Raw genomic sequence first — 26699 nt, 5'->3', positions numbered from 1 at the left:
TCCCCAATTTTGTCGTAGCCAGATAGTTTAATCCCACACACTCTCCACCTATGCCCGATATAGCTGACACCCACAAAAATGGACTCAAGTTACAGTCAGTCTCAGTCACCATCGGCAACTCCCGCATTCTCTCACAAATTAGCCTAGACCTCGACCCCGGCCAACTCGTCGCTCTCATCGGCCCCTCAGGTGCTGGCAAGAGCACCCTCATGCGCTGCATCCTTGGCCTCAAATCCCCAAGCCGCGGCTCTATCACATTCAATGCTAAACCACCCAGTCAAGCCGGCCCACTTGGCTACGTACCACAACACGACCAACTCCACCAACACCTCACAGTCGAACGAGAACTAGACTACGCCGCTCAACTCAGACTCCCCAATGACTCACAGGACCAAAGGCAACAAATAATACAAGACATCCTCCAAAAAGTTGACCTAACAGAGCGAAAGAACCTCAAAATCAACAAACTTTCAGGCGGCCAGAGAAAACGAGTTTCACTGGCGCTAGAACTTCTAACAAACCCTGAACTCCTAATCCTTGATGAACCCACCAGTGGCTTGGACCCTAACCTTGAGTCCAAAATGATGCATTTCTTCGCACAACTCACAGAAAAGAAACGCACCATCATCGTAGCCACACATGCCATGGAGAGTATCATGCTCTGCGACCAAGTCGTCATGCTGATGCAAGGCCACCTCATCTTCTCAGGCTCACCTCAAAAAACACTCGATCACTTCCAACAAAACGAATTCGTCGACATTTTTAAAGCTCTCGATAAACACCCCGTCTCACACTGGAGTAAACAATGGCCTCCGTCCCCATGATCAGTCCCGAAACAAAAAGACAAAAACGCATCCTCACCGAACGCTATTGGGATTGTCTGCTCGGCGACTTCAAAAGCGTCCTACTCCTTATTCTTCAAGCCCCTCTGATAGGCTGGCTGTGCACCGTCGTCTGGGGCTCGCTGGGCTCAGTATCCCCAATGCTCTACTTCGTCCTGTGCCTCAGCTCTGTCTGGTTCGGTGCAGTTAACGCCTGCCGTGAAATCGTCAAAGAACGTGCTATCCTACAACGTGAAAGCCTCTTCGGGCTATCCTCTCTCGCCTACTTGCTTTCAAAGTTTCAAGTTCTCTCCATCCTAGCACTCTGCCAAGTGAGCCTCCTCTTAATGGCTGTTGAATGGCAACTAGCCCTCCCTGGCCCCTTCGTCATCCAAATCATCACTCTCTGGTTCTGCTCTATTGCTGGGGTTGGCTTAGGCCTCACCATCTCCTCATTTGCTGGAAACCAAGAACGAGCCGTCCTCTCCGTCCCTATACTGATCATCCCACAAATACTCTTCTCAGAAATCGCTGTCCCCTCACACCTTTTCGGAAAAACCATGGCGATTGCAGAAAAACTCATGCCCGTGCGTTGGGCATACGATTCATTTCTCCAACTCGCCGCCCCCACTACCTCCTGGTTCACAGTTGCCACCAACCTCGTCGCCCTAACAACCTTCCCCATAGCACTAGGTTTACTCTCATTGCTCAGCCTAAAATTTACAAAATCGACCTGACCCTGAACTCCATGAAAAAAAAGCTTCTACTCCTCCTAGCTCTGCTAGGGCTCACTGCGAGTTACTTTGCGGCCGTGCACCTCTCCGGTGGGGCTTTCCCCGCTCCAGCGTTTCTCAAACTCGGAGGTGACAAAGAAAAATTGCGCTCGATTTCGATGAAGTTCATGGAAGATATCGAGTTCAAAGACTATCAGAATGCTGCTAGCTACCACCACCCTGAGCTCCAGTCCACTGTCGACATCCCCTTCCTTATCCACCGCCTCTTCAAAGTCAAACCTGAGGCCATGGATATCATGGAATACGAACCCGTCTTCGCTAAGTTAGACTCAAGCAAGCTGCGCGGACGCGTCAAAATGCGAGTCAAAGTAAAGCTCCTCGCTCAAGAAAATATCATCACCAGAGAACTCATGCTCTTCTACAGCAGAGACACCCCCACCTCACCATGGTACATGATCCTTGAAGATAGCCTCAGAAACCCTGAGTCAGATAAAATGAAAAAGTCTTGAAAGAGCCACCGCCAACTACCGCCAGGCGGGCATAAAAAATAAGCCCAGTTGCGAACTCTCACAACTGGGCTTACTTGAATAACTATCCTCCCTACCTTTCAAGTAAGGTCGAACCTGTCATTTCTTCAGGTTTCTCCACCCCTAACATGTCAAGCAAGGTAGGCGCAACGTCCGCAAGGATCCCATCCTTGACCTTCACAGCCTCATGGTCATCGGCCACATAAATAGCATGCACCAAATTCGTCGTATGCGCCGTATGAGGAGATCCGTCAGCATTGATCAACTTCTCACAGTTACCGTGGTCAGCCGTAATGAGCACCTTACCTCCGAGATTTAAGGTCTCCTCAACCACTGCCTGCACCCCTTGGTCGATCGTCTCACATGCCTTCTTACAGGCTTCCACGATGCCTGTATGCCCCACCATGTCTGGATTCGCAAAGTTTAGGATAACCATGTCGTAATCCTTCAGACGCTTCACCAATGTCTCAGTCACCTCCGGAGCACTCATCTCAGGCTGAAGGTCATAAGTCGCAACCGCCGGAGAGGCCACAATCTGGCGGTCTTCATCCATAAATGGCGTCTCAGCACCACCATTGAAAAAATAGGTCACATGCGGGTACTTCTCAGTCTCAGCAATGCGCAATTGACTCAATCCCGCATCAGCAACCACCTCACCTAACACATTCTTCATGCTCGAGGACGGATAGACTACGTCGCACTCATATGTCTCATCGTATTCAGTGAGCGTGAGGAAATGCGGCTTGGGATGCACTTCCTTGTCAAAAGCGACAAAAGCCTCCCCATTTAAAAATGCATTACACAACTGACGCGCACGGTCCGCACGGAAGTTAAACCAAAAGACAACATCCTCATCATCCACGCGCTGTTGGTCCGCATCGCCCAAAATGATAGGCTTGATAAATTCGTCAGTCTCGCCCGCCTCATATTCCGCAGCAAGTGCCTCACTCGCTTTGCCATCAAATTGTTTACCTCGACCTAACACAATAGCATCCCAGGCCAACTTGTTACGCTCCCATCGCGTGTCGCGGTCCATCGCATAATAGCGTCCCACTACAGTCACAATTCTCGCTCCAGTCCCCTCAATATCTGCCTCTAATTTCTTAAGGTAGTCTACCCCACCAGTTGGAGACGTGTCGCGTCCATCAGTGATTGCGTGGATCGAGATGTTCTTCACTCCAGCCTCAGCAGCGGCCTTAACAAAAGCTGCTAGATGATCTTGGTGACTGTGCACCCCTCCATCCGATACCAACCCCATAAAGTGCAACGTGCCACCCTTTGCTTTTTCAAAAGCTCGCTTCAATGCCTCAATATTTGGCATCTCACCATCATCGATGGATTTGTTGATACGCGTGAGACTCTGGTATACAATGCGGCCCGCTCCCAAGTTAAGATGCCCAACTTCAGAATTGCCCATCTGCCCATCAGGCAGACCCACATCCATGCCTGAGGCACTCACGAAGCCCTTCGGGTAAGTGCTTAATAAGCTGTCATGAAATGGGGTATTCGCTAGCAATGTTGAATTGCCATCCTGTTCGGCAGTTTCCTGACCACCAGGGTTCACACCCCAGCCATCACGGATAATAAGTACTACTGGTTTCTTGGCCATAGACGCGGCTTATAAATTCATTACGCCCTGCTGGCAACTGGGAACTGTAAATCCCCTACTTGCCTCTTGCCTCTTGTCTCCAGACACTCCAATCTGCGCCCATGCACGGCCAACTCCTGCTCCTCGGCATCAAAGGATACGAACTCTCTAGCAATGAAATCCACTACCTAAGTAAGATCCAGCCCGGCGGCTTCGTGCTCTTCGGTCGTAATATCCACTCACCAGAGCAGGTCCGCGCTCTCACCGATTCATTGCGAGACCTCTGCGATATCCCCCCCATCATCGCTATCGACCAAGAAGGGGGCCGCGTCACCCGAACCAAAGAAATCGGCAACACCCCACCCTCAGCCGAACAACTTGCACAATCCGGTAAACCCGACCTCATCGCCTGGCACGGTATCCTCACCGGCCTCGTCCTCACCCAGCTCGGGATCAACATGAACCTAGCCCCCGTCCTCGACATCAGCTATATGCCAGATGCCGACAATGCGCTACGAGGCCGTTGCTACGGCCGCGACGCACAAGAAGTCATTAACAATGCCGGGGTCTATAACCGCAACCTCATCCGCACTAAAGTACATGGCTGCGGTAAACACTTTCCTTCCTGCGGACTCGCCGATGTCGACCCACACCATAAACTCCCTACTTCGAATAAAACCAAGGAAGAAATGCTCCAAAGCGACCTCCTCCCCTACACAGCCCTTGGCAGCGAACTCAGTGCCATCCTCACCTGCCACACCCATTTCTCCGAGCTTGACCCAGATACCCCAGGCCTCCCGGCCTCCCTCTCCCGCAACGTCGTGACCCGACTCCTACGGGACCAACTCGGCTATAAAGGTGTCGTCATGACCGACGACCTCGATATGGGAGCAATCATCAATACCTACGGCCGTGGACCTGATGTGAAAATGGCAATCGAAGCCGGTAACGACATGGCAATGATTTGCCATCAAACAGATACAGCTGAACAAGCCCTCGCATCCCTCCAAGAACTCTCCCCCTATGCCATCGATGACTCACTCAAACGTATCCGTAAATTGAAAAAAAAGCTCGCAAAAACCATTGCTTTCAGCCGCGATCGCTGGGACAAACTCAATGACGAAATCATGGAGCTGCGCATCGAAACACTCGGTGAAGAGGCTGCCCGTGACCAACATGACTCGATCGCAAATTCACGCAGCCCCGTCGAAGACTACTAATCTCCTTTTCTCAATTCCTAGACCCAATTACCGTGAGCTCCAATCGCACCTCTGGCTCAGTCGCCATGGACGACTACCTCGAACAAATCCTCAACCTCATCGAGGAAAAAGGCTACGCCCGCCCCATCGATATCTCAAAAAATCTCGGCATCTCTCAAGCCTCCGTCACCAACATGTTGCGCCGACTCGATTCCGAGGGCCTCGTCAAACACGAGAAATACCGCGGCACCATCCTCACCGATAAAGGCCACGAAATCGCAAACGCCATCATCGAGCGACACGCTGCACTCACCGAATTCCTCCGCCTCTTCGATATCGATGAAGAGACCATCTACGCCGATGTCGAAGGCATGGAACACCACGTTTCCAAAGCCACCCTCGGCGTCATCACCGCACTCGTCGATGAGCTCAAGTCCAACCACGAGCTCCTCACGCGCCTGAGAAAGAAAATTTAAGCCTCCCTGAGACACAAAGTCCCTTGCCTATCGAGGCTAACGGGTGTATGCAGCTTCCCGCCCATCATTCAAATCCGGGCAGATAGCTATGCTTAAATGGATTCTCCAAAAAATCGTCGGCAATAAGAACCAGCGCGAGATTAAGCGCATGAACCCAATCGTTGCCAAAATCAACGAAATCGAGGAGGCACTGCAAAACGAGTCAGAAGCCACTGTGCTTGCCAAAGTTACCGCATGGCAACACCACCTCCACCGCTACCTCCCACTCGACGCCCCAACCAAGCGTACTGTCGAATCTCTCGACCAAGATGCCCTCAGCAGCCTCGCTGAAGTCCTTGAAACTCGCCTCTCAGCCCTACGCAACGAATACCCTTCGCTCCCTACTGTTGAAGCATCACCCGAATCTATCGAAGCCGCAAAAGCCGCTTTCTCAGACATCGAAGACGATTTCACCGCCAAGCGCGACACCTACCTCAAGCAAATCCTTCCCGAAGCTTATGCCGTCGTAAAAAATGCCGCACGCCGTATGTGCGGTCGTAGCATTAACCTCGGTGGCAACCAAATCGAGTGGAACATGGTCCACTTCGATGTCCAGTTGATCGGCGGTATCGCCCTCCACAATGGCATGATCGCTGAGATGCAAACGGGTGAAGGTAAAACCCTCGTCGGTACGCTCCCCGTCTTTCTCAATGCCCTTACTGGTCTCGGTGTACACGTCGTCACTGTAAACGACTACCTCGCCCAGCGTGACTCCGAATGGATGGGCGCCCTCTATTCCTACCTAGGGCTCACTGTCGGCTGTATCCAAAACCAACAACCGCCTCAGTACCGCCGCGCTCAATACGAATGCGACATCACATACGGTACCAACTCTGAATTCGGATTCGACTACCTGCGCGATAACGGCATGTCCTCCTCCCGTGACGAACAAGTCCAGCGCAGCCACTACTTCGCCATCATCGATGAGGTCGATTCCATTCTGATCGATGAAGCCCGTACCCCATTGATCATTTCAGGCCCATCCACCATCTCAAATACTGAGCAGTACAATGTCTACAAAGGTGGGATCGAAGCACTCGTTAAAAAACAAAATGTGCTCTGTAACGAACTCGCCGAAGAAGCCAAAAAAGCTCTCGAAAATGGCGATGATGAAGCCGCCGGTCGCGCACTCTTCAAAATCAAACTCGGCCAGCCACGCTCCAAGCAACTCGCTCGCTTCATGCAAGAGCCTGACACCCGCCGCTTGATCGAGAAAACCGAGCTCGACATGTACCAAGATGCGCAGAAAAAAGACCTCTACGCCATCAAGGAAGAACTCTTCTACACCATCGATGAAAAAGGCCACGACGCCGACCTCATGGACCTCGGCCGTAACTTCCTCGACCCGAACGATAGCGAATCCTTCGTCCTTCCCGACCTCGCAGAAGAATACGTCGACATCGACGCCGATGCCGGCCTCAGCGACGAAGATAAAGCCGCCCGTAAAGAATCACTCCAAACTCGCCTCGACCAACAAGGCGAAAAAATGCACTCCATCTCACAGCTTCTCAAGGCCTATTGTATCTACGAGAAAGATGTCGAGTACGTCATCGAAGAAAATAAAGTCGTCATCGTCGATGAACAAACCGGCCGAAAAATGGCCGGACGCAGATGGTCCGATGGCCTCCACCAAGCAATCGAAGCGAAAGAAAATGTGACCGTAGAACGTGAAACACAAACCTACGCCACCATCACCATCCAAAACTACTTCCGCCTCTACGAAAAACTTGCAGGTATGACCGGCACCGCTGAAACCGATGCCGCAGAATTCCACGACATCTACCACCTCGATGTCCTGCCAATTCCCACCAACCGCCCAAATACCCGCATCGATGATAACGACCAAGTCTTCAAGACCCGCCGCGAAAAATACAACGCAGTCGTCAAAAAAATCGCCGAAGCTCAGGAGCGCGGACAACCCGTCCTCGTTGGTACCGCTTCCGTAGACGCATCTGAAACTCTCTCTCGCCTCCTCAAGCGTAATAAGATCAAACACCAGGTCCTCAACGCCAAATTCCACGAGCAGGAAGCTGAAATTATTGCAAGTGCTGGCCAAAAAGGTGCCGTCACCGTCTCTACAAACATGGCTGGCCGTGGTACCGATATTAAGCTCGGCGAAGGAGTCCCTGAACTGGGCGGTCTCTACGTCATTGGCTGCGAACGCTACCCATCACGCCGCGTGGACAGACAGCTCCGTGGTCGCTGTGCGCGTCAGGGAGATCCTGGTCTCTCACAATTCTTCATCTCATTCGAAGATGACCTCATGCGTAACTTCGCCGCCGCAGACCGCATGACTACCATGATGGAACGCTTCGGCATGGAGGAAGGTGAAGCCCTCGAACACAAATGGCTCAACCGCTCCATCGAAACTGCACAAAGACGAGTTGAACAACGCGACTACCAGTGGCGTAAGCGCGTCCTCGACTTCGATGACGTCATGAACATGCAGCGCGAAGTTGTCTACGGTTACCGTAACGAAGTACTCTCCTCAGAGGATCCACGTGAGCTGCTCACTGAGATCATCGATGAAATGATCGCTGCCACCGTCTATGACTACATGGAAAACCGTGACGAAGGTGCCCCTGACTACACCGAGCTCCTCGGCTGGATCAACACAACCTTCCCTCTTGGCCTCTCCATGGAAGAGAGCGGCATCCAAGACCGCAATGCCGATGACAATGCCGAATGGCTCATCACTGAAGTCAAAAAAGCATACGAACTCAAAGTCGCCGACCAACCCGCTGAGTACCTCGATCACCTCGAGCGCCAAATCATCCTCACCGCCATCGACCGACTCTGGCAACAGCACCTCTATAATATGGATGCCCTCCGTGAAGGCGTCCACCTCCGTGCTCAAGGCCAGAAAGATCCCTTGGTCGAATACAAGAATGAAGCCTACGCACTCTTCGAAACACTCATGGATTCCATCAAAGCGGATGCACTCAACAACCTCTTTAGATCCACTGCTAGCCTCGACCAATTCGAGCAATTCCTCCAAAGCATGCCGCAGGACCTCAATGAACCCGAAGTCCCACAGCTCTCAGACGCAAACCTCGCTCAGGTCCTGACCTCACAAGACGTCGCCCTCAAGCCCGTCAAGAGTGATAAACCCGTCAAAATCGAGCTGCCAAAGCGCAAACCCATCCAACTTAAAAATACCAAAAAATCAGATGCATAAACACGCCACGTCGGCGATCGTTAGCATCACACAAAATTAATTAATCAATCCGTGCTTTCCGGCTTTTCTTTCAGCCCATTATCACCTTATAGAAGGCCAGAAAGCATTCGGTCCAACCACCTCTTTACTCAAATTCAAACACAACCCCTCAAGTCGGTGAGCTCAGATTCCCACTTGAGAAACACACAGACACATGGCCAACCTCAATCTTACACTCAAAGTCTGGCGTCAAAAAAACGCTAACGACCGCGGACATATCGAAACCTACGAGGCTAAAGATATCCCTGAAGAAGCATCCTTCCTCGAAATGCTCGATATCGTCAATGAGCGCGTTATCAATGAAGGCGGCAACCCCATCCACTTCGACCACGACTGTCGTGAGGGAATCTGCGGAATGTGCTCGCTCACAATCAACGGCGTCCCACACTCAAAAGAGCAAGGCATCACTACATGCCAGCTCCACATGCGTAAGTTCAAGAGCGGTGAAACCATCTGGATCGAACCATTCCGCGCCAAAGCATTCCCTGTAGTGAAAGACCTCGTCACCGACCGTGGTGCTTTCGACCGCATTATGTCTGCAGGTGGCTTCATCGACGTGCGTACTGGATCTGCTCCGGACGCCAACTCCATGCCGATCGAGAAAAAGATCGCTGATGAAGCATTTGACGCTGCTGCCTGCATCGGCTGTGGTGCTTGTGTCGCAGCTTGTAAGAATGCATCCGCTATGCTCTTCGTCTCAGCCAAGGCCGCACACCTCAATAAACTTCCCCAAGGCCAACCTGAAAAAACCAAGCGCACTCTCGCTATGGTCAAACAAATGGACGAAGAAGGCTTCGGTAATTGCACCAACCAGTACGAGTGCGAAGCAGTCTGCCCTAAAGAAATTAGCGTCGATAATATCGCTAAACTCAACCGCGACTACCTCCTCGCTTCCGTCAAAGACGGCGTCAGCTAATCGCACCTCTCGATTTCACAAAACGCCCACTTAGCTCAATGCTGGTGGGCGTTTTTTATGGGTGCAACGGTGACCTTCTCATCTGGGTACTGCCCCCAAAAGCTTCAATCCCCTCTCATTCCTTATCAACATCACACTAGGAATCACTTCGTACGTGTACCCACCGTAATCCCGCCTATACCTACTAGCGCTTCCCCCTTGAAAAGCTTCTTTCGCTCCTGAGAATAGAGAATGTTATCAATCGCTAAATTGTGCGCGTTCCCCTCACCACCAGTGCGCTTCAACACCAGCTCATAACTCTGGCCAGGCTCACCTACAAAACCTAACACAACCTGAGGTGCGCCACTAAATGCCTTGCCGTGGTCCGTCACCCATTCTCCAAACTTCTGACTGTGAACCACCTCACGGTCACTCGACCTTACTATGGCAACATCGTAGGCATAGCTATCCCCTTCCGTATCCCCAATAAAATTGAAACCATGAATGGTGAGCTGACAATCACTGGCATTTACCTCAAAACGTAACACGTGCTGCGCCCCCACCGTGGCGCCCTCAATCTGCATCACCGCCCCCTTTGCATACGGAGACCCACCCCATTTGTGATATTCCCAACTCCCACCAGCCCAACTTAATCCAATGTTAGGGGTCCCTCCATCAGTCACCTTGAAACCACTCTGCTCCGCTGAAATAAAATCACCAAAGGATTGGTCAATCGACACATTCGTCTCACGCTCCCCATCCCCATCGATCCGCGTACTGCCAGCCAACACAGATCCCGACAATAATGTAGCAACTAATAACACTTTCATAGGCATAAAATGATTGCCCAACATCATGCCCCACCCTCCACTTCTGAGTATACTCAAAAACCCATCACGCCGCCTAATGCTAGGCCTATGCCTTTTTTGCCTACCACATCCCCTCCTGCTTTATTATCAAGATTGATCAAGCAAAAGCGCCACATACTCCCCTCTGTGTACCCCCACTTTCTCGCCTTCACAGAAGATCTCCGACTCAACCCCTAAGCGTGCTCGCCCCTTGCGCTTCAACATCTTAACAAATCGTTCGAATTTCTCAGGACTCGGAATCTTCGCTACCGCCTGAAAAGACGCCACTGCTGGCTTGCCAAATTCAAAACTCGAACTCTGAATCACCAATGTATTCTCCATTCCTAATTCACGAAGCTTGATAAATAGCAGTCCCCAGCCAGATAAAATTCCTATCGCTGACATGCTCCCACCAAAAGCCGAATGACGATGGTTGATATTCGCCTCCAGGGGAGCCTCCACAACCAAGGCGTCCCCAGAATATTCAGTAAAATCCGCTTCTAAACACGCAGTGATCGGGATGTGCGCATGTACGTAAGCTTTGACTTCTCCCAAATCCATGACCGCTTATAAGTCAGATCTTCCCATTTGACAGTGGAATCTACCCAGCTCGGATTTGATATTGATCTAACTATCACCATAATTTATCTTCACCTCGCAATCATTGATTTAATCGCTTGCCACACCCTATGAATCAACCGCTCCAATTACTACGCATCTTCCTCATGGCCAGTCTTTTGCTCGGCGCCGCACATGCGCAGAGACTGAGCTCACCCACTGCTGCACGCGACCCTTTCCAAAAACAAAGCTACCCGTGGAAAAAAAATATCACTGCCACGATCTTCTGGATTGGCGAAGAACCCACTGCCAAAAACCCCACCCCCAACCACGCCAGTTCCTGGGACACAAAGTGGGAAAAAAACTACGGTGGCTTCGACGACCCCAATCCCGCGGCACGTACCTACGGATACCGCCCCATAGCCTTCCGCCCAAAACAAAACCCCTTCTACATCGCCCTCCCATACAACGACCGCATCGACTGGCGCCGTCACAAACCAGAAGCCTCCAAAGTCATCCCCTGGTTCCATAAATACCAACCAAAACCAGGAAAAACTGTCCTCAAAGGCCGCTGGCTCCAAATCGTCCACGGCCGGAAAGTCTGCTACGCCCAATGGGAAGACTGCGGCCCCTTTTGTACCGACGACTGGCGTTACGTCTTCGGAAACGCCCGCCCCAAAAATAAAAAAAATAATGGCGCCGGCATCGATGTCTCACCCGCTGTCCGCGACTACCTCGGACTAAAATCTGGTGGCAAAGTCCACTGGCGCTTTATCGACTTCGAAAATGTCCCCAAAGGACCTTGGTCGAAATTCGGAGATAACAACCCCTTTATCAATCCCTCCATGGACCGCGACCTCATCGCTAAAAGACGCTACATGGAATACCTCAGACGCCAACGCGATAAAGCCCACGGTAAACAATCATAAGCACACCGCCTATAGCTTCCCACGCCTGAGAAAACAGTCTACCGACTCTAACACATCTGGGTGCGATGTGATGAAGGTGTGATCGGCATGCACGACCTTAAAGTCGCTTAAACCTCCAACTCTCCCCGCATCCACTCGTACAATACCGTCACTCTCCTCATCAATCACGTGATGTAATAAAGGAATCTTCACCCGATCTCCCATGATCACCGCAGCATTCACATCGTGCGCAATGACACCAGACTCGTGGGCCATCGATTCTGTTGAGAGAAACTCACCAGCAGGACCTAACACTTTTCTCAGAGGTGAACCACTTAACCAATCAATAATCTTACTCCCGTGCAGTGGTGGCGCTATCATCAACACCTTTTCACATCGACTGTGCTCACACGTCTCTAAATACCGCCTCGCAATTACGCCCCCCAAAGAATGAGTCACTAGATGTACCTTTTCATAACCAGCACCTTCTTTTCTAACAATCCCATCAAGACGCTCAACCATCTCACCCAATGATTCCTTAAATGAAGGATAGGGAACGTTGAGACAACTAAAACCAGATTTGATGCATTGTCGTGCAATAGGCTCCATCGCCCACTTGCTCCTCCATAAACCATGTAAACAAATTACCAACTCCCGACCATCCCCTCTCAGCTCTGCTTTGTGCCACGGCATGGGCATTCTCAACACCCCTAGTTGCTCCCATGGAAATGCATCCCGATTCCTCTCTCTCTTCATTACCATCGTAGCTTAGTCAATTAAAGCCCCGTTGAAAATCGATTCTTCTGATGCTATCATCGATATAATCGTATTTGCCCCCATCCCATTAGAAATATTTTTTTTACATCTTCTCGGAATAAGCATACGATCCGCACCCTCCTAGTATGTGTGCCTGCTAAATATGCAGTGCGCACCTCAATGAAAATCGAAAGACACATATTATGAAGATCAAAATGACCCTACTCGCCGCATCAGCCATGGTTAGCTTTGCCGGCATCGCTCAAGCGGAACAATGCGCAACTTCCAAAAAGTGCAAAACTGCATGCGACTCCCAAAAAGCCGCGGCTTGTGAGGAAAAGTGTGAAACTGAATGCGCCGATAAGTGCGATAGCGAAAAGGCTGTCGCAGCAAATACCACACACTTTAATGTCTCCGGCATGACTTGCGGAGGTTGCTCCAAAAAGCTCACTACCGCTCTTGCTGCTGTCAAAGGCGTGAAGGTGAAGAAAGTTTGCCACAAGTCGGGCTGCGTTGATGTCGTTCTCAGCGATGGTGCTACTGCCGACCAAGTCAAAGAAACCATCACTAAAGCTGGCTTCAAAATCACACCAGAACAGAAAAAGAGCTAATCACTCCCATCATCGTTCAATTTTAAAAAAAGCGCATTGGTCATTCGACTAATGCGCTTTTTTTTGAGCTCCATAGCGTTTCACTTCTCAGCCGCAATCACCGAGACCTCTACCAGCAGCTCAGGTCGCGCCATTCGCGCCTCTACACAAGCACGCGCCGGAGCGTGCCCCTCTGGCACCCAAGCATCCCAAACCGCATTCATTGCCGCAAAATCCTTCATGTCTCTGATGTACACCGTGGCAGATAACATATGCTCGCGATCTGAACCCGCCTGTAATAACAAAGCATCCACCTTGTCTAACATTGTTTGAGTTTGCTCCTCAATCCCCTTACTAGCATCAGCACAAACCTGCCCACAGAGATAAATCGTACCATTGTGCTTCACAATCCGACTCATCCTCTGCTTGATTTCTTGACGTTCAATAGACATGCGTCGCTTCTAGGCCCTAGCTATTAAAATTGCCAGCCTGATTCACAATTGCATCCACACCAGACTTTGTCCTAACCTGCGACGAACATCGTGAGATGACCACCCACTAGCCACTTTAATGCCTGAGCTCATCCCTACTCCCGCCATCTGCACCCGCCGACTTCTAGATCCTGCTACTCCCTTGTTAGTATCAGCCGCTAGATACCTCCTTTCAAAAGGGGAAGATCTTAAAGACAGCATGGTCCTCGTACCTACAGCTCACTCAGGACGCCAACTTCGCCAATCACTTCCCGAACACGCAGGCAGAGCCATCCTAGCCCCTTCAGTCGTAACCCCAGATGTCCTCTTCCGTCCCCTAGCACAGGCTAACGCTGCCACAAAAATCGAATGGTGGCATGCCTGGGCGGAAGTGCTCATGCGCCACCCACTCGAACACCTCGACGCACTCTTCCCCCAACTCGATAATGTAGACCGTGATTTCAACTGGGCTCTGAAAGCCGTAACACGCTTCACTAAACTCAAAACCGAAATCACCAACGTCAACCACTCCCTCACCCAAGTTGCTGAAGCGAGCGAAGAACCTGACCGTTGGAAACAACTCGCAGAACTCGACCAACAGGTCATTGAATTACTCTCCAACCGAAACCTATCCTGCCCAGCAGACGCCAAACGCCAAGCCGCACTTCATTGGCAGCCCCCCCAAGGAGTCTCCTCTATCATTATCCTCGGAGTCCCCGATCTTCCCGTTCTCGCTCAGCTCGCACTTAGCCAATCATCTATCCCAGTAGAAATCTTAATCCAAGCTGATGAGTCTCTAGCAGAAACCTTTTCGCTCTGGGGAGTGCCGACTCCTGAGTATTGGGCCCAATGCCCTATTCACATTCCCCAACCCGCCGCTGAGCACATCTCTGTAAGTGCAACAAGCCTAGAAGCCGTGGACAGCCTTCTCTCAGAGCTAACATCGCATAGCTCAGACTCTATCACTCTAGCAGTAACAGATTCCGCTCTCTCGCCACTTCTCAGTGATAAAATAGCCTCGGCCGGTTGGCCTAGCTTTGACCCAGATGGTACCCCCCTCAGCCACACAGGACTTTGGGCATTCCTTAACCTCTACCGCAGAGCCCTCGCAAACTCTAATAATTTCCTCCCCATCCCCAGCTTGCTTAAAGCTCCCGAGTCCAGCAGCATCCTCACCAGCCTCAAAAACCACGCGACCATTTCCCAAAGTGTTGATTCTCTCAACAAACACTTTCTCCCACAAAATTTAAGCCACGCTATCCGCTGTGCTAACGGAGAACTAAAAGAGGTTCTAACCGAACTTCAAGCCCAACTCGTCAATGCTCAAAACGCCCCCGCGTCCATCGCGCTAGAAGCCCTCTTTGATAAAATTGAAAATGCGCACAGCTTCCCCGACGAATGGGTCCCAACATTCTTAGAAGCCATTACCGCCATCAAAAACTTAGAGCTCCATAAACAGTCTCTCAGCACCCACCACGCACTCGACCTCGTTCTTAACGCTTCCGAAGGAGTCAAAATTCAAAATGACCGATCTGGTTCAGCCATCGATCAACTCGGTTGGCTAGAAATCCCCTTTAGCCAAGAACCAAACCTCCGCATTCTAGGGCTCCACGAAGGACATGTACCCGAGAGGCCACACGATGACGGCTTTCTCCCCGAGTCACTACGCCAACACATTGGCCTCTACAGCCGAAAGCAGTTAGAGTCTCGTGACGCCTACCTTCTCAGCAATATGCTAAGTTCTAGAGCAGATTCAGGCTCCACCAAAGTCTTCTTGTGCCAAACCTCCCCATCGGGTGAAGAACGCCAAGCCAGCCGTCTCCTCATGCGCTGCCCGTCTCACGAACTTCCCGCTCGCGTCCAACATTGCTTCAATGAATCGCTCGAATCAAAATCACTCTTGCCCGCATACCACCCTGGCTCCTGGAAACTTTCTCTCCCCCACCCACCCGCATGGCCTGAAAATAAAACCCTTACCATAAGCCCCAGCCGCCTCCGTGACTTCCTCCACTGCCCATTCCGCTTCTACCTCAAACAAATCGAGGGTTTCCAACGTGAGACATTCGATGCACAAGAGCTCGATGCCGCACAATTTGGTAACCTCATTCACGATGTCTTAGAACGATTCGGCCTCGACCCCTCAATGCGCGACCTCTCCGAGGAAATAGACGTGATACACGCCTTCGATACCTTACTCGAAGACACCTTCAATAAAACATACGGCTCACAAACCAGCCTCCCACTCAGCATTCAAAAAGAAAGCGCTCAACAACGCCTCCACGCCTTCGCAGCCCAACAAGCTGCCATGCGCCGCGAGGGCTGGAAAATCCATCACGTCGAACTCGCTGTCGGTACTTCTGATAACGAAATCCCATGGCAAGTCGCCAATACCCCCGTCCGTATGCGTGTCGACCGCATCGATGTCCATGAAGAATCCGGCAAGTGGCGCGTCATCGATTATAAAACCTCCAAGAAGCTAAAAAAACCTAGCGAAGAACATTTCGAAAACGCCAGAACTTTCGACCATCCTAACCATAACTACGGCGAGCTCCTGCCTCCCGCTTCCAAACGCGCCCGAAGTGAACGACGCTGGCGAAACCTACAGCTCCCACTCTACGCCGAATTCGTTAAACAACACTTTGCCCTGACAGAATTACCCGAACTCGCCTATGTCGCTTTCCCAGCAGCCGCTGCCTCCACGGGACTCCAAGTCTGGAACCAATACGATGATACCCTCCATGCTTCAGCCATGGAATGGACACATAATGCCATTCTAGCCATTCAGAATAATCAATTCCCAATCCGCCAACTCACCAGCGCCCAAACCAGCTGGGATGACTTCGCCGCCCTATCACCAGAAGGCTTAGAGCACGCATTTGATCTATAACTTACAACTCACATTCATATGTTCTCTAGCCTTCTCATCGAAGCCTCTGCTGGCTCAGGTAAAACATTCCAGCTCTCTAACCGCTTCATCGCCCTGCTCGCACTCGGAGAGGAACCAGCTGACCTTATCGCCCTAACCTTTACTCGTAAAGCTGCCGGTGAATTCACCCGTCGCATCCTCAACCGCTTGGCACTCGCAGCCACCTCAGAAAATGAAGCCCATAAACTTTCTCAGGAAATCACTCCCACACTCCTCGGAGACCCCTCTTCACAACAGCCAGAACTCACCATCCCACCCGTGCTCCCAGCTCTCAATATGGAGCGTTTCCGTGAGCTTCTCGCTAAACTCGTCGACTCGCTAGACCGCCTCCAACTCAGCACACTAGATAGCTTTTTTACGCGCCTCGTCAGTAGCTTTGGCCCAGAACTCGGCCTTGCCGGCTTTGAGATGTTAGATGAAGATCGTTTTGCTCTCGCACGCGAAGAAACTCTTCAGCAAGTTCTGAATGGTGGTGCTCTGAACCAACGCCAAAGAGACCTTTTCCTCAGTGCATTCGCAGTCGCAAACTATGGAAATGAAGAAGCCAAAGTCAGAGACTCCATTCTAGATTTCGTCAACAAGCACCATGAGAGACTGCTTCAGTGCCCCTCACCCGAGTCATGGGGAAATGCTCCAGCACTATGGCATGACTCAGAGTCCTGGCCAAAATTTTCACCTGCAAAGCTCGCTGCTCTCCAACAAGATATCCTCAGCGCCACTCCCGAAAGCCTCGGCCACGCCACCCTCAACAAAACTTTCCAAACATTTGCAGCCTCTATCACAGACTACCAACCCGGCACGCCACTTCCTGATCCCATCAAAAAGAACCTCTTCAAGTGGACACAAAACCTTCCCCCCAATACTCTCGAAATCTCATTTACCTATTCGCGTAAAGAAATCACCTTCCCACAAAGGCTCACACAACTCCTTCTCTCTCTCGAACGACTCATCCGCTATAGCGAAATTCATGTGTTTCTCAAACGTACACAAGGAATTTGGGCCGTCGTAAAAGCCTTCGAAAACCAATACAATAAACAATGCCGCTCCCAAGGTAGAGTGAGCTTCGCTGACCTCACCCTCCTCCTCCAACAACATGCCGTGCTAGCCAGAAAAACTGGCTTTAATGAACTCGCCTATCGACTCGATTCCCAATTCAAACATTGGATGTTAGACGAATTTCAAGATACCAGCAGACGTCAGTGGGAAGTCATTGAACCCGTCATCAATGAGTCCGTCACAGACCATGAAGGTGACCGTAGCCTCTTTGTTGTGGGAGACACCAAACAATCAATCTACGGCTGGCGTGGTGGAGAACCCCGACTCTTCCGCGAAATGACCTTACGAGAAGACTGGTCTCGACTCAAGCAATGGACCATGTCCCACTCCTGGCGCTCAAGCCAAGTCGTCCTAGATTTTGTGAACCTCATCTGTTCTCCTGATAGTCCTGGCATGACTGCATTTCCCAATGCCACCCAACAACGTTGGAAATTCCAAACCCACCATGCCGCAAAGCAACTCCACGGCGAAGTCCGCGTCTACCAATTTAGCGATAAAGCCGAAGACCAACATAGCCCAAAAGAACTTGCCATCGTTGAAGAATTGAAACGACTCAGCCCAATCCAACGTGGACTCAGCTGTGCCATCCTAGTCACCTCCAATAAACAAGTCCAACACTACACTAGCCTCTTAAGAGAATCCACCGGCCTCCCTGTCGAGGCAGAAGCCGCCGTCAGTATCGCCTCCGACTCTCCATTTGGTTTAGCATTGTTAGATTGGTTCCGTTACCTCACTCACCCAGCAGATGCTTTCGCGAGAAGACACGTAGACACTTCTCCACTCGCACACTCTCTTGCTCAATTTGGTGACTCACCCGAGCTTCAATTTACTACTGCTAGACAACAGATAAGCTCAGAGGGTGTCGCTGCCCATATCATTGCATTACACCAAAACCTCCCCCGCGATCTCGTCCTCGGTGAGTTCCAGACCATGCGCCTTGAACAAATTCTCAATACCGCCCGCTCATTCGACTCCCAAGGCGGCACTCTCGAAGAATGGCTCAGGATGTTAGTAAATCAAACCCACCGAGAAGAGAGTGGCAAAGGAGCGATCCAGGTCATGACCATCCATAAATCAAAAGGCCTTGAATTCGACCTCGTTTTCCTCCCCGAACTCGACGGCAATAGCTACGACACCGTCAGCCGAATGGACATGCTCACCAAAGAAAATGATCAGCACCTCCCAATTCATTTCCTCAACAAACCAGCCAAAGAAATCATAGCTAATGACGAAACACTCAACCTCCAATACAATGACTGGGTAGCCAATAATTGCTACGAGCGCGCATGTAACCTCTATGTCGCACTCACACGTGCTGCTCGCTCACTCTACCTTTTCCTAAAACCACCTCCACGCTCAACCACTCCGCTCAATGATGCTAGCTGGATTCGCTCGACCATCGGAGATATCGAAACAACAGAGCATACCATCGCCGACTCGATTTCAGGTCACCTACTCTATCAGCGAGGGTCAGACACTTGGCTATCAGATTACCCTATCCAGGACCTAGCAACTGACCCACACGCCGCTCCATTGCTGCTCCCACCTGCTACCCCTCGTTTAGGTAGACGTACGGCTTCAAAGGAAAAATCCACATCGATCCAACTGAGAAATTCTAGGAAAAACCAAGCCGGTATGGACTTCGGCAATCAAGTTCATGCACTTTTCGAGTCTATCAATCATGCCGATGACGCCCTAACACTTCCCGATTCAGATGCTGCAAATGCCGTTCGCCAAGCGATCCTCCTCCCTGAATCACAACATTGGTTCGCCCCAGCCCCGCAAACCGAAATCCTCCGCGAACAAGCAATTGAAGCCATCGATTCGAATGGAACATGGTTCTCGGGTGTCATCGACAGAGCCCTCGTCCACCGTGATGAAACTAATCAAGTCAGCTCAGTAGAAATCCTAGACTTTAAAACCGATTCTGTTGATTCTGCTGACACATTAATAACACGCTACAAAGCCCAGCTCGAGAGCTACGCAGCCGTCATCGCCAGCGTCTATCAAATTCCTGCGAACACTGTCACTACAACGATTCTATCAACTAAGCTTAACACCTACATCCCCGTCTCATAGATGGGCACAACACAGGCCACATACCAACTAGAAGCACTCCATTCGTCTATTCCGTGTCGAGAGATGCTATAACACCTTTGATTGTCAAAGAACCCAGTCTCACTCGACGGACTCAAAAACCCCACCGCCAAGAAGCACACCGTTCTCGTAAAAAGCACAAATCTGCCCAGGCGTGAGCGCACGCTGCGGCCTGATAAATTCTACATCTAACTTCCCATCTTCTCGTGGTGTCACCCATACTGGCTCACCCTTGGCTCGGTAGCGTGGTTGTGCCTCAATTTTACGTCTGCTGGTCACTGGCTTGTTGACCCAAGACACCGTCCCGACAACCGACCTATTGGCAAACAAGCCCGGAGTCTCTTGCTCGTTGTACCCAACAATCAATTCGTTCTTTTCCAAATTCTTCCCCACAACCACATAAGCGACCCCATCCCTTGGTGAGGCCACTCCATGCCCTTTCCTTTGGCCCAATGTATAAAGGTGCAAGCCCTGATGGCGCCCCAAACGTTTGCCCTCGGTGTCTACGATATTTCCAGGACGATCAGGCACATAATGACGCAAGAAATCACTCATCTTCACATTGCCAATAAAACAAATCCCTTGGCTATCCTTCTTCTTTGCCGTCGGTAAATCAAAGCGTTCCGCCACTTCCCTCACTTCTGGCTTTTGCATTTCTCCACATGGAAACAATGCGTGCTTCGCCTGATGCTGTTCCATCAGAGCTAAAAAATAACTCTGGTCCTTGTTGGTATCTGAACCGCGTAAAATATCCGCACTTCCATCCGCACGCTCACGCTTCCGCGCATAATGGCCAGTAGCCACATATTCAAAACCCTGAGAAAGTGCATAATCCAAAAAGACGCCAAACTTCATCTCACGGTTACAATACACATCTGGATTGGGCGTGATGCCACTCCGGTAACCTTCCAATAAATAATCAACTATCCGCTCCTGATATTGGTCAATCAAATCCACGACACGAAACTCAATGCCCAATTTCTTAGCCACTGCGTGCGCATCTTCCACATCGTTCTCCCATGGACAATCACCTGGTACATTGTCCGTGTTGATCCAATTCTTCATGTACGCGCCCACGACTTCGTGACCTTGCTCTACCATCAGAGCTGCTGCTACACTTGAATCTACCCCCCCTGAGAGGCCTACCAGAATCTTCGCCATGCCGACCAGTAGAACACATCTCGCGAACATGCAAACCCGACATTGTTTAAACTTGCATGTTCCGCCCAGCAAGCCCATCACCACTGCATGTCCAAACCAAATACTGAAGCCACTGGCAAGCCCACGCCCATCGCCGGCTGCACCATCTTTCTGGTGATCCTCGGAATGGTGAGCTTCCTTGCCATCTTTGCTTGGTACCAATACGGACAATACAAAACAGAAATCATCAATATCTCCCAAAAAGAAGCCAAGCCCACCCCTCTCGCTTCTCTCGATGATAAAGCCGCTATCTCCGCCCTCGATGCCAAAATGGGGGCATTCGAACGTGCCGTCAAAAATGGTGATAAAACACAAATCACCTTCACCCCAGAGGAAATGAACCTCGCCATCGCACGCTACGATAAGCTCAAGCCATTCCGTGGGATGATGAGCATCCGCGAAATCACCGAGCAAACTATCATTGCCGATATCTGTTTTGAGGTCCGCGCCGGATTCGAAGGGGAACGCTTCCTCAATGGCTCAATGACTATCGAACCTGAAATTGCCATGGGTTCGCTCTTTCCTACAGTAACCGAGATCTCACCCGATACAGGAAACCCTGTCCCCCCAAAAATGACACGTGAGTTCCCAACCTTCCTTTTCACCGAGTACCGCAATGACGAAGAACTCGCCAAAGTCTTCCATAAACTCAGCACCGTCCAACTTAGCCCCGGTCTCATGACCATCGTCAGTGACCCAAAAATCAAACAACCAGACGCCCTCCCAGAGAATGTCGATGATGATGTAGACAAGGCCCTTTACCTATTCGGCCTCCTCGTCTTCATGTTCAGCACCACCGTTGCATTCCTGCTCTGGGTGCGAAAACGAAAACAACAAGCAGAAAACGAGTAAGCCAAAACTCGCCACTTCCAGCTCCTCCGCATCCTGACGATTTTCTCATAAATCATTTTCCTTTTTAACAAAGCTGCCCCACATTAGCGGCACCAATAGCATGAGCGCACTCACCTTTAGCCCGATTGAAGAAATCATCGCAGACATCGCCGCCGGTAAAATTATCATCTGCGCCGATGACCCCACGCGCGAAAACGAAGCCGACCTCATTTGTGCCGGTAGCCTCGTCACCAAAGAACAAGTCGCCTTCATGGCCACCCACGGCAGAGGCCTTATCTGTGCCCCCATCTCAGCAGAACAGGCTGACAGGCTCGACCTTCCCCAAATGAGCCGACGCAATACCGAGGCGCTCAAGACAGCCTTCACAGTCTCCGTCGATGCCGCAGAAGGCATCACCACCGGAATCTCTGCTGCGGACCGCGCAAAAGCACTCCAAATCTTAGCCGACCCTCATAGCTCAGCAGATATGTTGGTCAAACCCGGACACGTCTTTCCACTCCAAGCCGTCGAAGGTGGTGTCCTGCGCCGCGCTGGCCACACCGAAGCTGCTGTCGACCTCGCTCGCCTTGCTGGCCTCGAACCAGCTGGCGTCATTTGTGAAATCATGAATGAAGACGGTGAAATGGCGCGCGTCGGTGACCTTGGTGAATACCAACAACAACACGGACTCAAAGCCTGCACAATCGCCCAACTCATCGAACACCGCAGAAAAGCAGAAAAACTAGTGCACCGCTCTGAGGTCATTAAGCTCCCCACAGATTTTGGCGAATTCGACTGCCACCTTTACGAAATTGATACCGATGACTCCCATCACCTCGCCCTCGTACGCGGCGAAATCGACTCATCAAAGCCCGTCATCGTTCGGGTCCATTCGGAATGCCTCACCGGTGATGTCTTCATGTCTCGCCGCTGTGATTGTGGGGGCCAACTCCACCAAGCTCTCGAGCACATCTCTCAAGAAGGTGGTGTCCTCCTCTACCTTCGCCAAGAAGGCCGCGGCATCGGACTCCCCGCAAAAATCCACGCATACAAACTTCAAGAACAAGGGTACGATACCGTCGAGGCCAATGAAAAACTCGGCTACGGTGCCGACCTCCGCGACTACGGTATGGGCGCCCAAATCCTCCATGACCTCGGAGTGCGCCAAATCCGCTTGCTCACCAACAATCCAAAAAAGATGGTCGGCCTCCAAGGCTATGGCCTCGAAATCGTCGAGCAGTTGCCCATCAAACAATGCGCTAACGAGCATAACGAAAAATACCTCCAAACCAAAAAAGATCGCATGGATCACATGCTCTAATCCCCTACATGCATTTCTTTAAGGAGCCTACACGCCACTCTGTGTAGGCTCCTTTCTTCTTACTCACAAAACCAAATAAAACAACGTGCCCAGAAAAACAAAAGCTGCATGGGAAAAATCCATGCCAAAAGCCCAGTTCGACTTCATGCGCGAAGTCCTCGCCGCCCCTAGCCCAATTGGCCTCGAAGCCGCCATGTCCTACGGCGTCCTCAAACCCGCATTCGAAAAGTTGATGCCAAAGTCATGGGCAATTCACCAATTCAAAGGAAATGCAGGCCTTGTGCTCGACACCCATCCAGGTCGCGATGACATGACCTCCGTGATGATCATCGGCCATGCCGATAAAATCCGCCTCCAAGTCCGCAAAATCGATGCCGATGGTAAAATCTGGGTCAATACGGATTCCTTCCTCCCCTGCACACTCATCGGCCATGAGGTCACCCTCTTCTGCCAAGACCCTAAGAAACCCGGTAACTATCGCTCAATCGAAGGCGGCACCCTCGAAGCTCTAGGTGCCATTCATTTCTCAGAGCCAGCCCAACGCACCGGTGACAAAGGCCTCAAGCCAGAAATGATCTACCTCGAGCTTCAGATGCATGGCGAAAAACGAAAAGAACGCATCGAAAAACTCGGTATCCGTCCTGGTGACCCAATCATCCTCAACCGCCCAATCAAACGTGGCTTCTCTGAGGACGCATTCTATGGCGCTTACCTCGATAACGGTCTCGGTTGTTTCGTCGTCGCTGAAATTGCCAAAATCCTCGCTAAATCACCACTTAAGAACATCCGTGTCCTCTACACGATTGCCACGCACGAGGAAATTGGACGCTTCGGCGCTACTGCCATCGCTGGTGAGTTTAAACCCGATATCCTTATCGGCTCTGACGTCAACCACGACTACGATGCCGCCCCCGGAATCGGCGCAAAACGCATGAACCCACTAACCATGGGCAAAGGCTTCTCAATCACTAAAGGCTCCATCACCAGTGAGCAGCTTAACACCATCATCGAAGAAGCCTGCATGAAAGAGGGAATCCCCTACCAAATGGACTTTGCCGGTAGAGACACAGGCACCGACGCCATGGCCGCTGCGCTCGCAGGCTTTGACTCTGCTGCCACATCTATCGGCTTCCCTATCCGAAACATGCACACAATTTCTGAAACGGGTCACACTGCTGACGTCCTCGCTGCGATCCATGGCATGGTCGCCACCTTCCGCGCTATGGATAAAATGAACCGTGGCAAAGGAATGCGCCGAGAAGACCTCAAGAACGGTCATCCACGTCTCGACTCAGCTAAGCCACTCTAGACGCTCAGGAATCACTCAACTTACCAAACTCGACTCTCACACCAGAGAGTCGAGTTTTTTTTAGGCTCAGTGCTCCAACCAATGCAGCGCAATCCCCAAAAAATCATCATTTGTCACTTTGGAAGTGCGATTTGGCGAAACTACCTCAAAACTAACGACTCTCCCCCATTTCTGAAATTAAACTATGAGTCCATCAGTTTTCATCTCTACCACAGCTCGACGATGGTGATCTTGAGCTTTGGCTTCTTAGACGGTTTTTCTACAGCCTTCACGCGCTCATGCCCAGGCGTCGTTGACTTTGCTACCCGCTGATCGTCCCTCTCACTCCCCGTAGCCTCTGCTTTTTTAGCAATTTGCAACAATTGGTAGTCTCTCTCAACTTTAGCTATGGATTTGACAAGCGTTTCTTCCTTCCATTCTCCTACTAAACCACCCTTGTAAATAACCCACCTATAGACGCCTTGCCTGCCACATGGGTAAGAGGCATAGGCTACCACCCGATAGCGATTTGCGCCTCGTAATTCCCATGGGCCACCACCCACATACACCCAGCGTGAATCATGGTTAGTCCTCGGATCAGTGGCAAAACACGCCTCCTCAGGCAAAAAATCCTCCAGACACTTTGGAGCCACACCATAAGCTGAAATATACGTACTATACGCCTTCCCTACCCTCCGCATGCTCCGCCTTTCCTCTTCTTCCCTCTCCTCTATCCATAAATCATAATACGCATCCATCAACCGCTTCACCAAATAAAATTCCTCAGCTCGCATCTTCTGCGCTCTGGCCTTCCCCATAAGAAACTGACCACGTGGCCTCACAAAACCAGCCCGCTCAAACTTCGCCACTAGTTCCAACCAATCCGCTCGCTCATAATCCACCTTGCTTCGCCGAATCTTCTTCAAATAATCCAAAGATATCTTATCTGCCCCTAATGCCTCAAATTCCTCCACTAAATTCCTTCGCGCCGCCACCGTGCGCTGCCCCCCCTTAAGCTCAGGACATGCACGCAACATCCCCGCCGCCAACTTCTCCATCGACCTCTCCAATCCCTCGTCAGCCTCCACAAACCCACACACATAGATCAGAAACCCTGCCCATAACCATTGCCGATACCTCATCCTTACACCCTAACATAACCTGTTAGAATGCCGCAAGCTCTTACAAATTACGCTTACATTATTGAGCTTGAGGTAGCTTGAGGAATTCTCGTCTATCTGGAGTCGCCATATAGCCTCCATTGCGCCAAGCCTCATAGTGACTCCACCCTTGTGGAATCACGTGTTCGACAAAAGCAGCACTGTCGGCAGATCCCAAGACAACCACAATTAATTGCACTGGAGTCACGCGCTCCCCACCATCAGCTAATTTCTCCACATAGGCATGGCGATTCGCAAGTACACTAGCGCATTGAGCAGCCATGGGACTATACCCAGCCTTCAAACCACTGATCTTTAACTTGGATGATAGGAGCTTATTCGAATTGATCACGGTAAGCTGAGCCGTTCTGCCATCGCGTTTGACTACCCGCAGTGAACGTTGTTTTTGTTTGGCGTAAAATCCGTAAGCCGTGTCCGTCGAGAGAGCCACACTCAATCGCGCAATGTCTGAAGCGGTCGAGTAATTGCTCCTTTTCTGAGTGTCAGCCCCAGAGGGTAGAGTAAAACGTGTGCTGTTCATCCCCAATGAACGCCCCAAATTGTTCATCTCATTGACAAAAACCGCTATCGGATCACCACTCAGCTGACGACGCTGTAGTAGCTGCCCACCTACATGGTGCGCCAAACTCGTTGCAGCCACACTGTCCTGCCCCAAAATGGTGGCATACAAAGCATCCCTGATACTTAATTGATCACCAGCTTGCAAACTCAATGGATTATCCACACCACTATAGTATGAGTGATTGGGTACTGCTATCATCGTCGCACTGCTGACCCCGGCCGCCTTCGCCCAATCCAGTGCCACTTTGGCCGTAGCCATGTGCGCTAAGCCCGCTATCGGCCGCCTGTACTCAGAACCAGATGCCAACAAAACCTTGCGCGAATGACGCTCCAATACAATGTAACTCTCCGGAGTCTGTGCCTCCAATTTCGGTAATAAAAAGCTGCCTACCAATATAATGCTCAAGAGAGTGCGAATCATAAATACTTAAGGTGTCTAAATTTTCTCCACGATAATACCCAATGCTAAAAAAGCAACATTGAATCCGTGGCAGCATTGCGAAACGTCTTGCCTTTTATAAAGTCCGTGCTCAACGTTTCTTAGCTCGAGCTACGGGTGCTCCTACCAGAAGACCCGTAGAAGCGACAAATGAAGCACTGAGCAGGTTCAAG

General features: G+C 51.0%; 22 protein-coding genes. 14 read left to right on the top strand and 8 right to left on the bottom strand.

The window, feature by feature from the left end:
* Positions 1–50 precede the first annotated feature (50 nt).
* The 3 genes from ACFSW8_RS10460 to ACFSW8_RS10450 are packed head-to-tail and all read left to right on the top strand — an operon-like array spanning position 51 to position 2064.
* Positions 51–824, top strand: coding sequence for an ABC transporter ATP-binding protein (locus tag ACFSW8_RS10460; protein WP_377090802.1), 774 nt, complete (start codon positions 51–53; stop codon positions 822–824).
* Entirely contained in the window at positions 821–1558 is a 738-nt protein-coding gene (locus tag ACFSW8_RS10455; RefSeq protein ID WP_377178178.1) for an ABC transporter permease, read from the top strand. Before ACFSW8_RS10460 ends, ACFSW8_RS10455 begins: the two co-directional genes overlap by 4 nt.
* Before the next feature lie 11 nt (positions 1559–1569).
* On the top strand, positions 1570–2064 hold the full coding sequence (locus tag ACFSW8_RS10450) for a hypothetical protein (protein ID WP_377090805.1): 495 nt from the start codon (positions 1570–1572) through the stop codon (positions 2062–2064).
* A gap of 91 nt (positions 2065–2155) precedes the next feature.
* On the opposite strand, the gene gpmI is transcribed toward ACFSW8_RS10450, so the two are convergent.
* Complete coding sequence (gene gpmI, locus ACFSW8_RS10445; RefSeq protein WP_377090806.1) at positions 2156–3691, bottom strand: 2,3-bisphosphoglycerate-independent phosphoglycerate mutase; 1536 nt, start codon at positions 3689–3691, stop codon at positions 2156–2158.
* Positions 3692–3792: 101 nt separating this feature from the next.
* Between gpmI and nagZ the strand changes: the two genes are divergently transcribed.
* The 4 genes from nagZ (at position 3793) to ACFSW8_RS10425 (ending at position 9517) form a co-directional block, all read left to right on the top strand.
* The gene (nagZ, locus tag ACFSW8_RS10440; protein ID WP_377091582.1) at positions 3793–4890 is read left to right on the top strand and encodes a beta-N-acetylhexosaminidase; all 1098 of its coding nucleotides are present in this window, start codon (positions 3793–3795) and stop codon (positions 4888–4890) included.
* A 32-nt stretch (positions 4891–4922) separates the two neighbouring features.
* Positions 4923–5345: a transcriptional regulator MntR gene (mntR, locus tag ACFSW8_RS10435; RefSeq protein ID WP_377090808.1), complete on the top strand. Its 423-nt coding sequence runs from the start codon at positions 4923–4925 to the stop codon at positions 5343–5345.
* An 88-nt stretch (positions 5346–5433) separates the two neighbouring features.
* The gene (secA, locus tag ACFSW8_RS10430) at positions 5434–8562 is read left to right on the top strand and encodes a preprotein translocase subunit SecA (protein ID WP_377090809.1); all 3129 of its coding nucleotides are present in this window, start codon (positions 5434–5436) and stop codon (positions 8560–8562) included.
* Between the two features lie 193 nt (positions 8563–8755).
* A complete protein-coding gene (locus ACFSW8_RS10425) occupies positions 8756–9517 on the top strand; it encodes a succinate dehydrogenase/fumarate reductase iron-sulfur subunit (protein ID WP_377090811.1) in 762 nt (253 codons plus the stop codon).
* A 143-nt stretch (positions 9518–9660) separates the two neighbouring features.
* Here the strand turns inward: ACFSW8_RS10425 and ACFSW8_RS10420 are convergent, their stop codons facing one another.
* Positions 9661–10326, bottom strand: a complete 666-nt coding sequence (locus tag ACFSW8_RS10420) for a hypothetical protein (protein WP_377090813.1) — start codon at positions 10324–10326, stop codon at positions 9661–9663.
* A 126-nt stretch (positions 10327–10452) separates the two neighbouring features.
* The gene (locus ACFSW8_RS10415) at positions 10453–10905 is read right to left on the bottom strand and encodes a YiiD C-terminal domain-containing protein (protein ID WP_377090814.1); all 453 of its coding nucleotides are present in this window, start codon (positions 10903–10905) and stop codon (positions 10453–10455) included.
* Positions 10906–11033: 128 nt separating this feature from the next.
* Here ACFSW8_RS10415 and ACFSW8_RS10410 point away from each other — a divergent pair, with 128 nt between their 5' ends.
* Entirely contained in the window at positions 11034–11831 is a 798-nt protein-coding gene (locus ACFSW8_RS10410; protein ID WP_377090815.1) for a hypothetical protein, read from the top strand.
* 9 nt (positions 11832–11840) lie between these two features.
* On the opposite strand, the gene ACFSW8_RS10405 is transcribed toward ACFSW8_RS10410, so the two are convergent.
* Positions 11841–12503, bottom strand: coding sequence for an alpha/beta hydrolase (locus ACFSW8_RS10405; protein WP_377178176.1), 663 nt, complete (start codon positions 12501–12503; stop codon positions 11841–11843).
* Positions 12504–12769: 266 nt separating this feature from the next.
* On the opposite strand from ACFSW8_RS10405, the gene ACFSW8_RS10400 reads away from it, so the two are divergent.
* Positions 12770–13177 carry a heavy-metal-associated domain-containing protein gene (locus ACFSW8_RS10400; RefSeq protein WP_377090817.1) on the top strand — a complete coding sequence of 136 codons (408 nt, stop codon included), beginning with the start codon at positions 12770–12772 and terminating at the stop codon, positions 13175–13177.
* A gap of 80 nt (positions 13178–13257) precedes the next feature.
* On the opposite strand, the gene ACFSW8_RS10395 is transcribed toward ACFSW8_RS10400, so the two are convergent.
* The gene (locus tag ACFSW8_RS10395) at positions 13258–13608 is read right to left on the bottom strand and encodes a RidA family protein (RefSeq protein ID WP_377090818.1); all 351 of its coding nucleotides are present in this window, start codon (positions 13606–13608) and stop codon (positions 13258–13260) included.
* A 118-nt stretch (positions 13609–13726) separates the two neighbouring features.
* Here ACFSW8_RS10395 and ACFSW8_RS10390 point away from each other — a divergent pair, with 118 nt between their 5' ends.
* The gene (locus ACFSW8_RS10390; protein WP_377178174.1) at positions 13727–16513 is read left to right on the top strand and encodes a PD-(D/E)XK nuclease family protein; all 2787 of its coding nucleotides are present in this window, start codon (positions 13727–13729) and stop codon (positions 16511–16513) included.
* A gap of 18 nt (positions 16514–16531) precedes the next feature.
* Complete coding sequence (locus ACFSW8_RS10385) at positions 16532–19687, top strand: UvrD-helicase domain-containing protein (protein ID WP_377090821.1); 3156 nt, start codon at positions 16532–16534, stop codon at positions 19685–19687.
* 99 nt (positions 19688–19786) lie between these two features.
* Here ACFSW8_RS10385 and mnmA read toward each other — a convergent pair whose 3' ends face one another.
* Positions 19787–20866, bottom strand: coding sequence for a tRNA 2-thiouridine(34) synthase MnmA (gene mnmA, locus ACFSW8_RS10380; protein ID WP_377091584.1), 1080 nt, complete (start codon positions 20864–20866; stop codon positions 19787–19789).
* An 87-nt stretch (positions 20867–20953) separates the two neighbouring features.
* Between mnmA and ACFSW8_RS10375 the strand changes: the two genes are divergently transcribed.
* The 3 genes from ACFSW8_RS10375 (at position 20954) to ACFSW8_RS10365 (ending at position 24366) form a co-directional block, all read left to right on the top strand.
* Positions 20954–21757: a hypothetical protein gene (locus ACFSW8_RS10375; RefSeq protein WP_377090823.1), complete on the top strand. Its 804-nt coding sequence runs from the start codon at positions 20954–20956 to the stop codon at positions 21755–21757.
* 100 nt (positions 21758–21857) lie between these two features.
* A complete protein-coding gene (locus ACFSW8_RS10370; RefSeq protein WP_377090824.1) occupies positions 21858–23057 on the top strand; it encodes a bifunctional 3,4-dihydroxy-2-butanone-4-phosphate synthase/GTP cyclohydrolase II in 1200 nt (399 codons plus the stop codon).
* Between the two features lie 121 nt (positions 23058–23178).
* Positions 23179–24366, top strand: coding sequence for a peptidase M42 (locus ACFSW8_RS10365; protein WP_377091585.1), 1188 nt, complete (start codon positions 23179–23181; stop codon positions 24364–24366).
* Between the two features lie 206 nt (positions 24367–24572).
* Here the strand turns inward: ACFSW8_RS10365 and ACFSW8_RS10360 are convergent, their stop codons facing one another.
* Together ACFSW8_RS10360 and ACFSW8_RS10355 are read right to left on the bottom strand one after the other, a co-directional pair.
* The gene (locus ACFSW8_RS10360; protein WP_377090825.1) at positions 24573–25487 is read right to left on the bottom strand and encodes a hypothetical protein; all 915 of its coding nucleotides are present in this window, start codon (positions 25485–25487) and stop codon (positions 24573–24575) included.
* A gap of 58 nt (positions 25488–25545) precedes the next feature.
* Positions 25546–26508 (bottom strand): D-alanyl-D-alanine carboxypeptidase family protein, encoded by a 963-nt coding sequence (locus tag ACFSW8_RS10355; protein WP_377090826.1) that lies wholly within the window; start codon positions 26506–26508, stop codon positions 25546–25548.
* Between the last annotated feature and the right edge of the window lie 191 nt (positions 26509–26699).

Origin of the sequence: Rubritalea tangerina (genome assembly GCF_042683245.1) — a bacterium.
In the GTDB taxonomy this organism is placed as follows: Bacteria; Verrucomicrobiota; Verrucomicrobiia; order Verrucomicrobiales; family Akkermansiaceae; genus Rubritalea; species Rubritalea tangerina.
The sequence above is the reverse complement of the archived record's forward strand: the minus strand, read 5'-3'. Positions and strand labels throughout refer to the sequence as shown.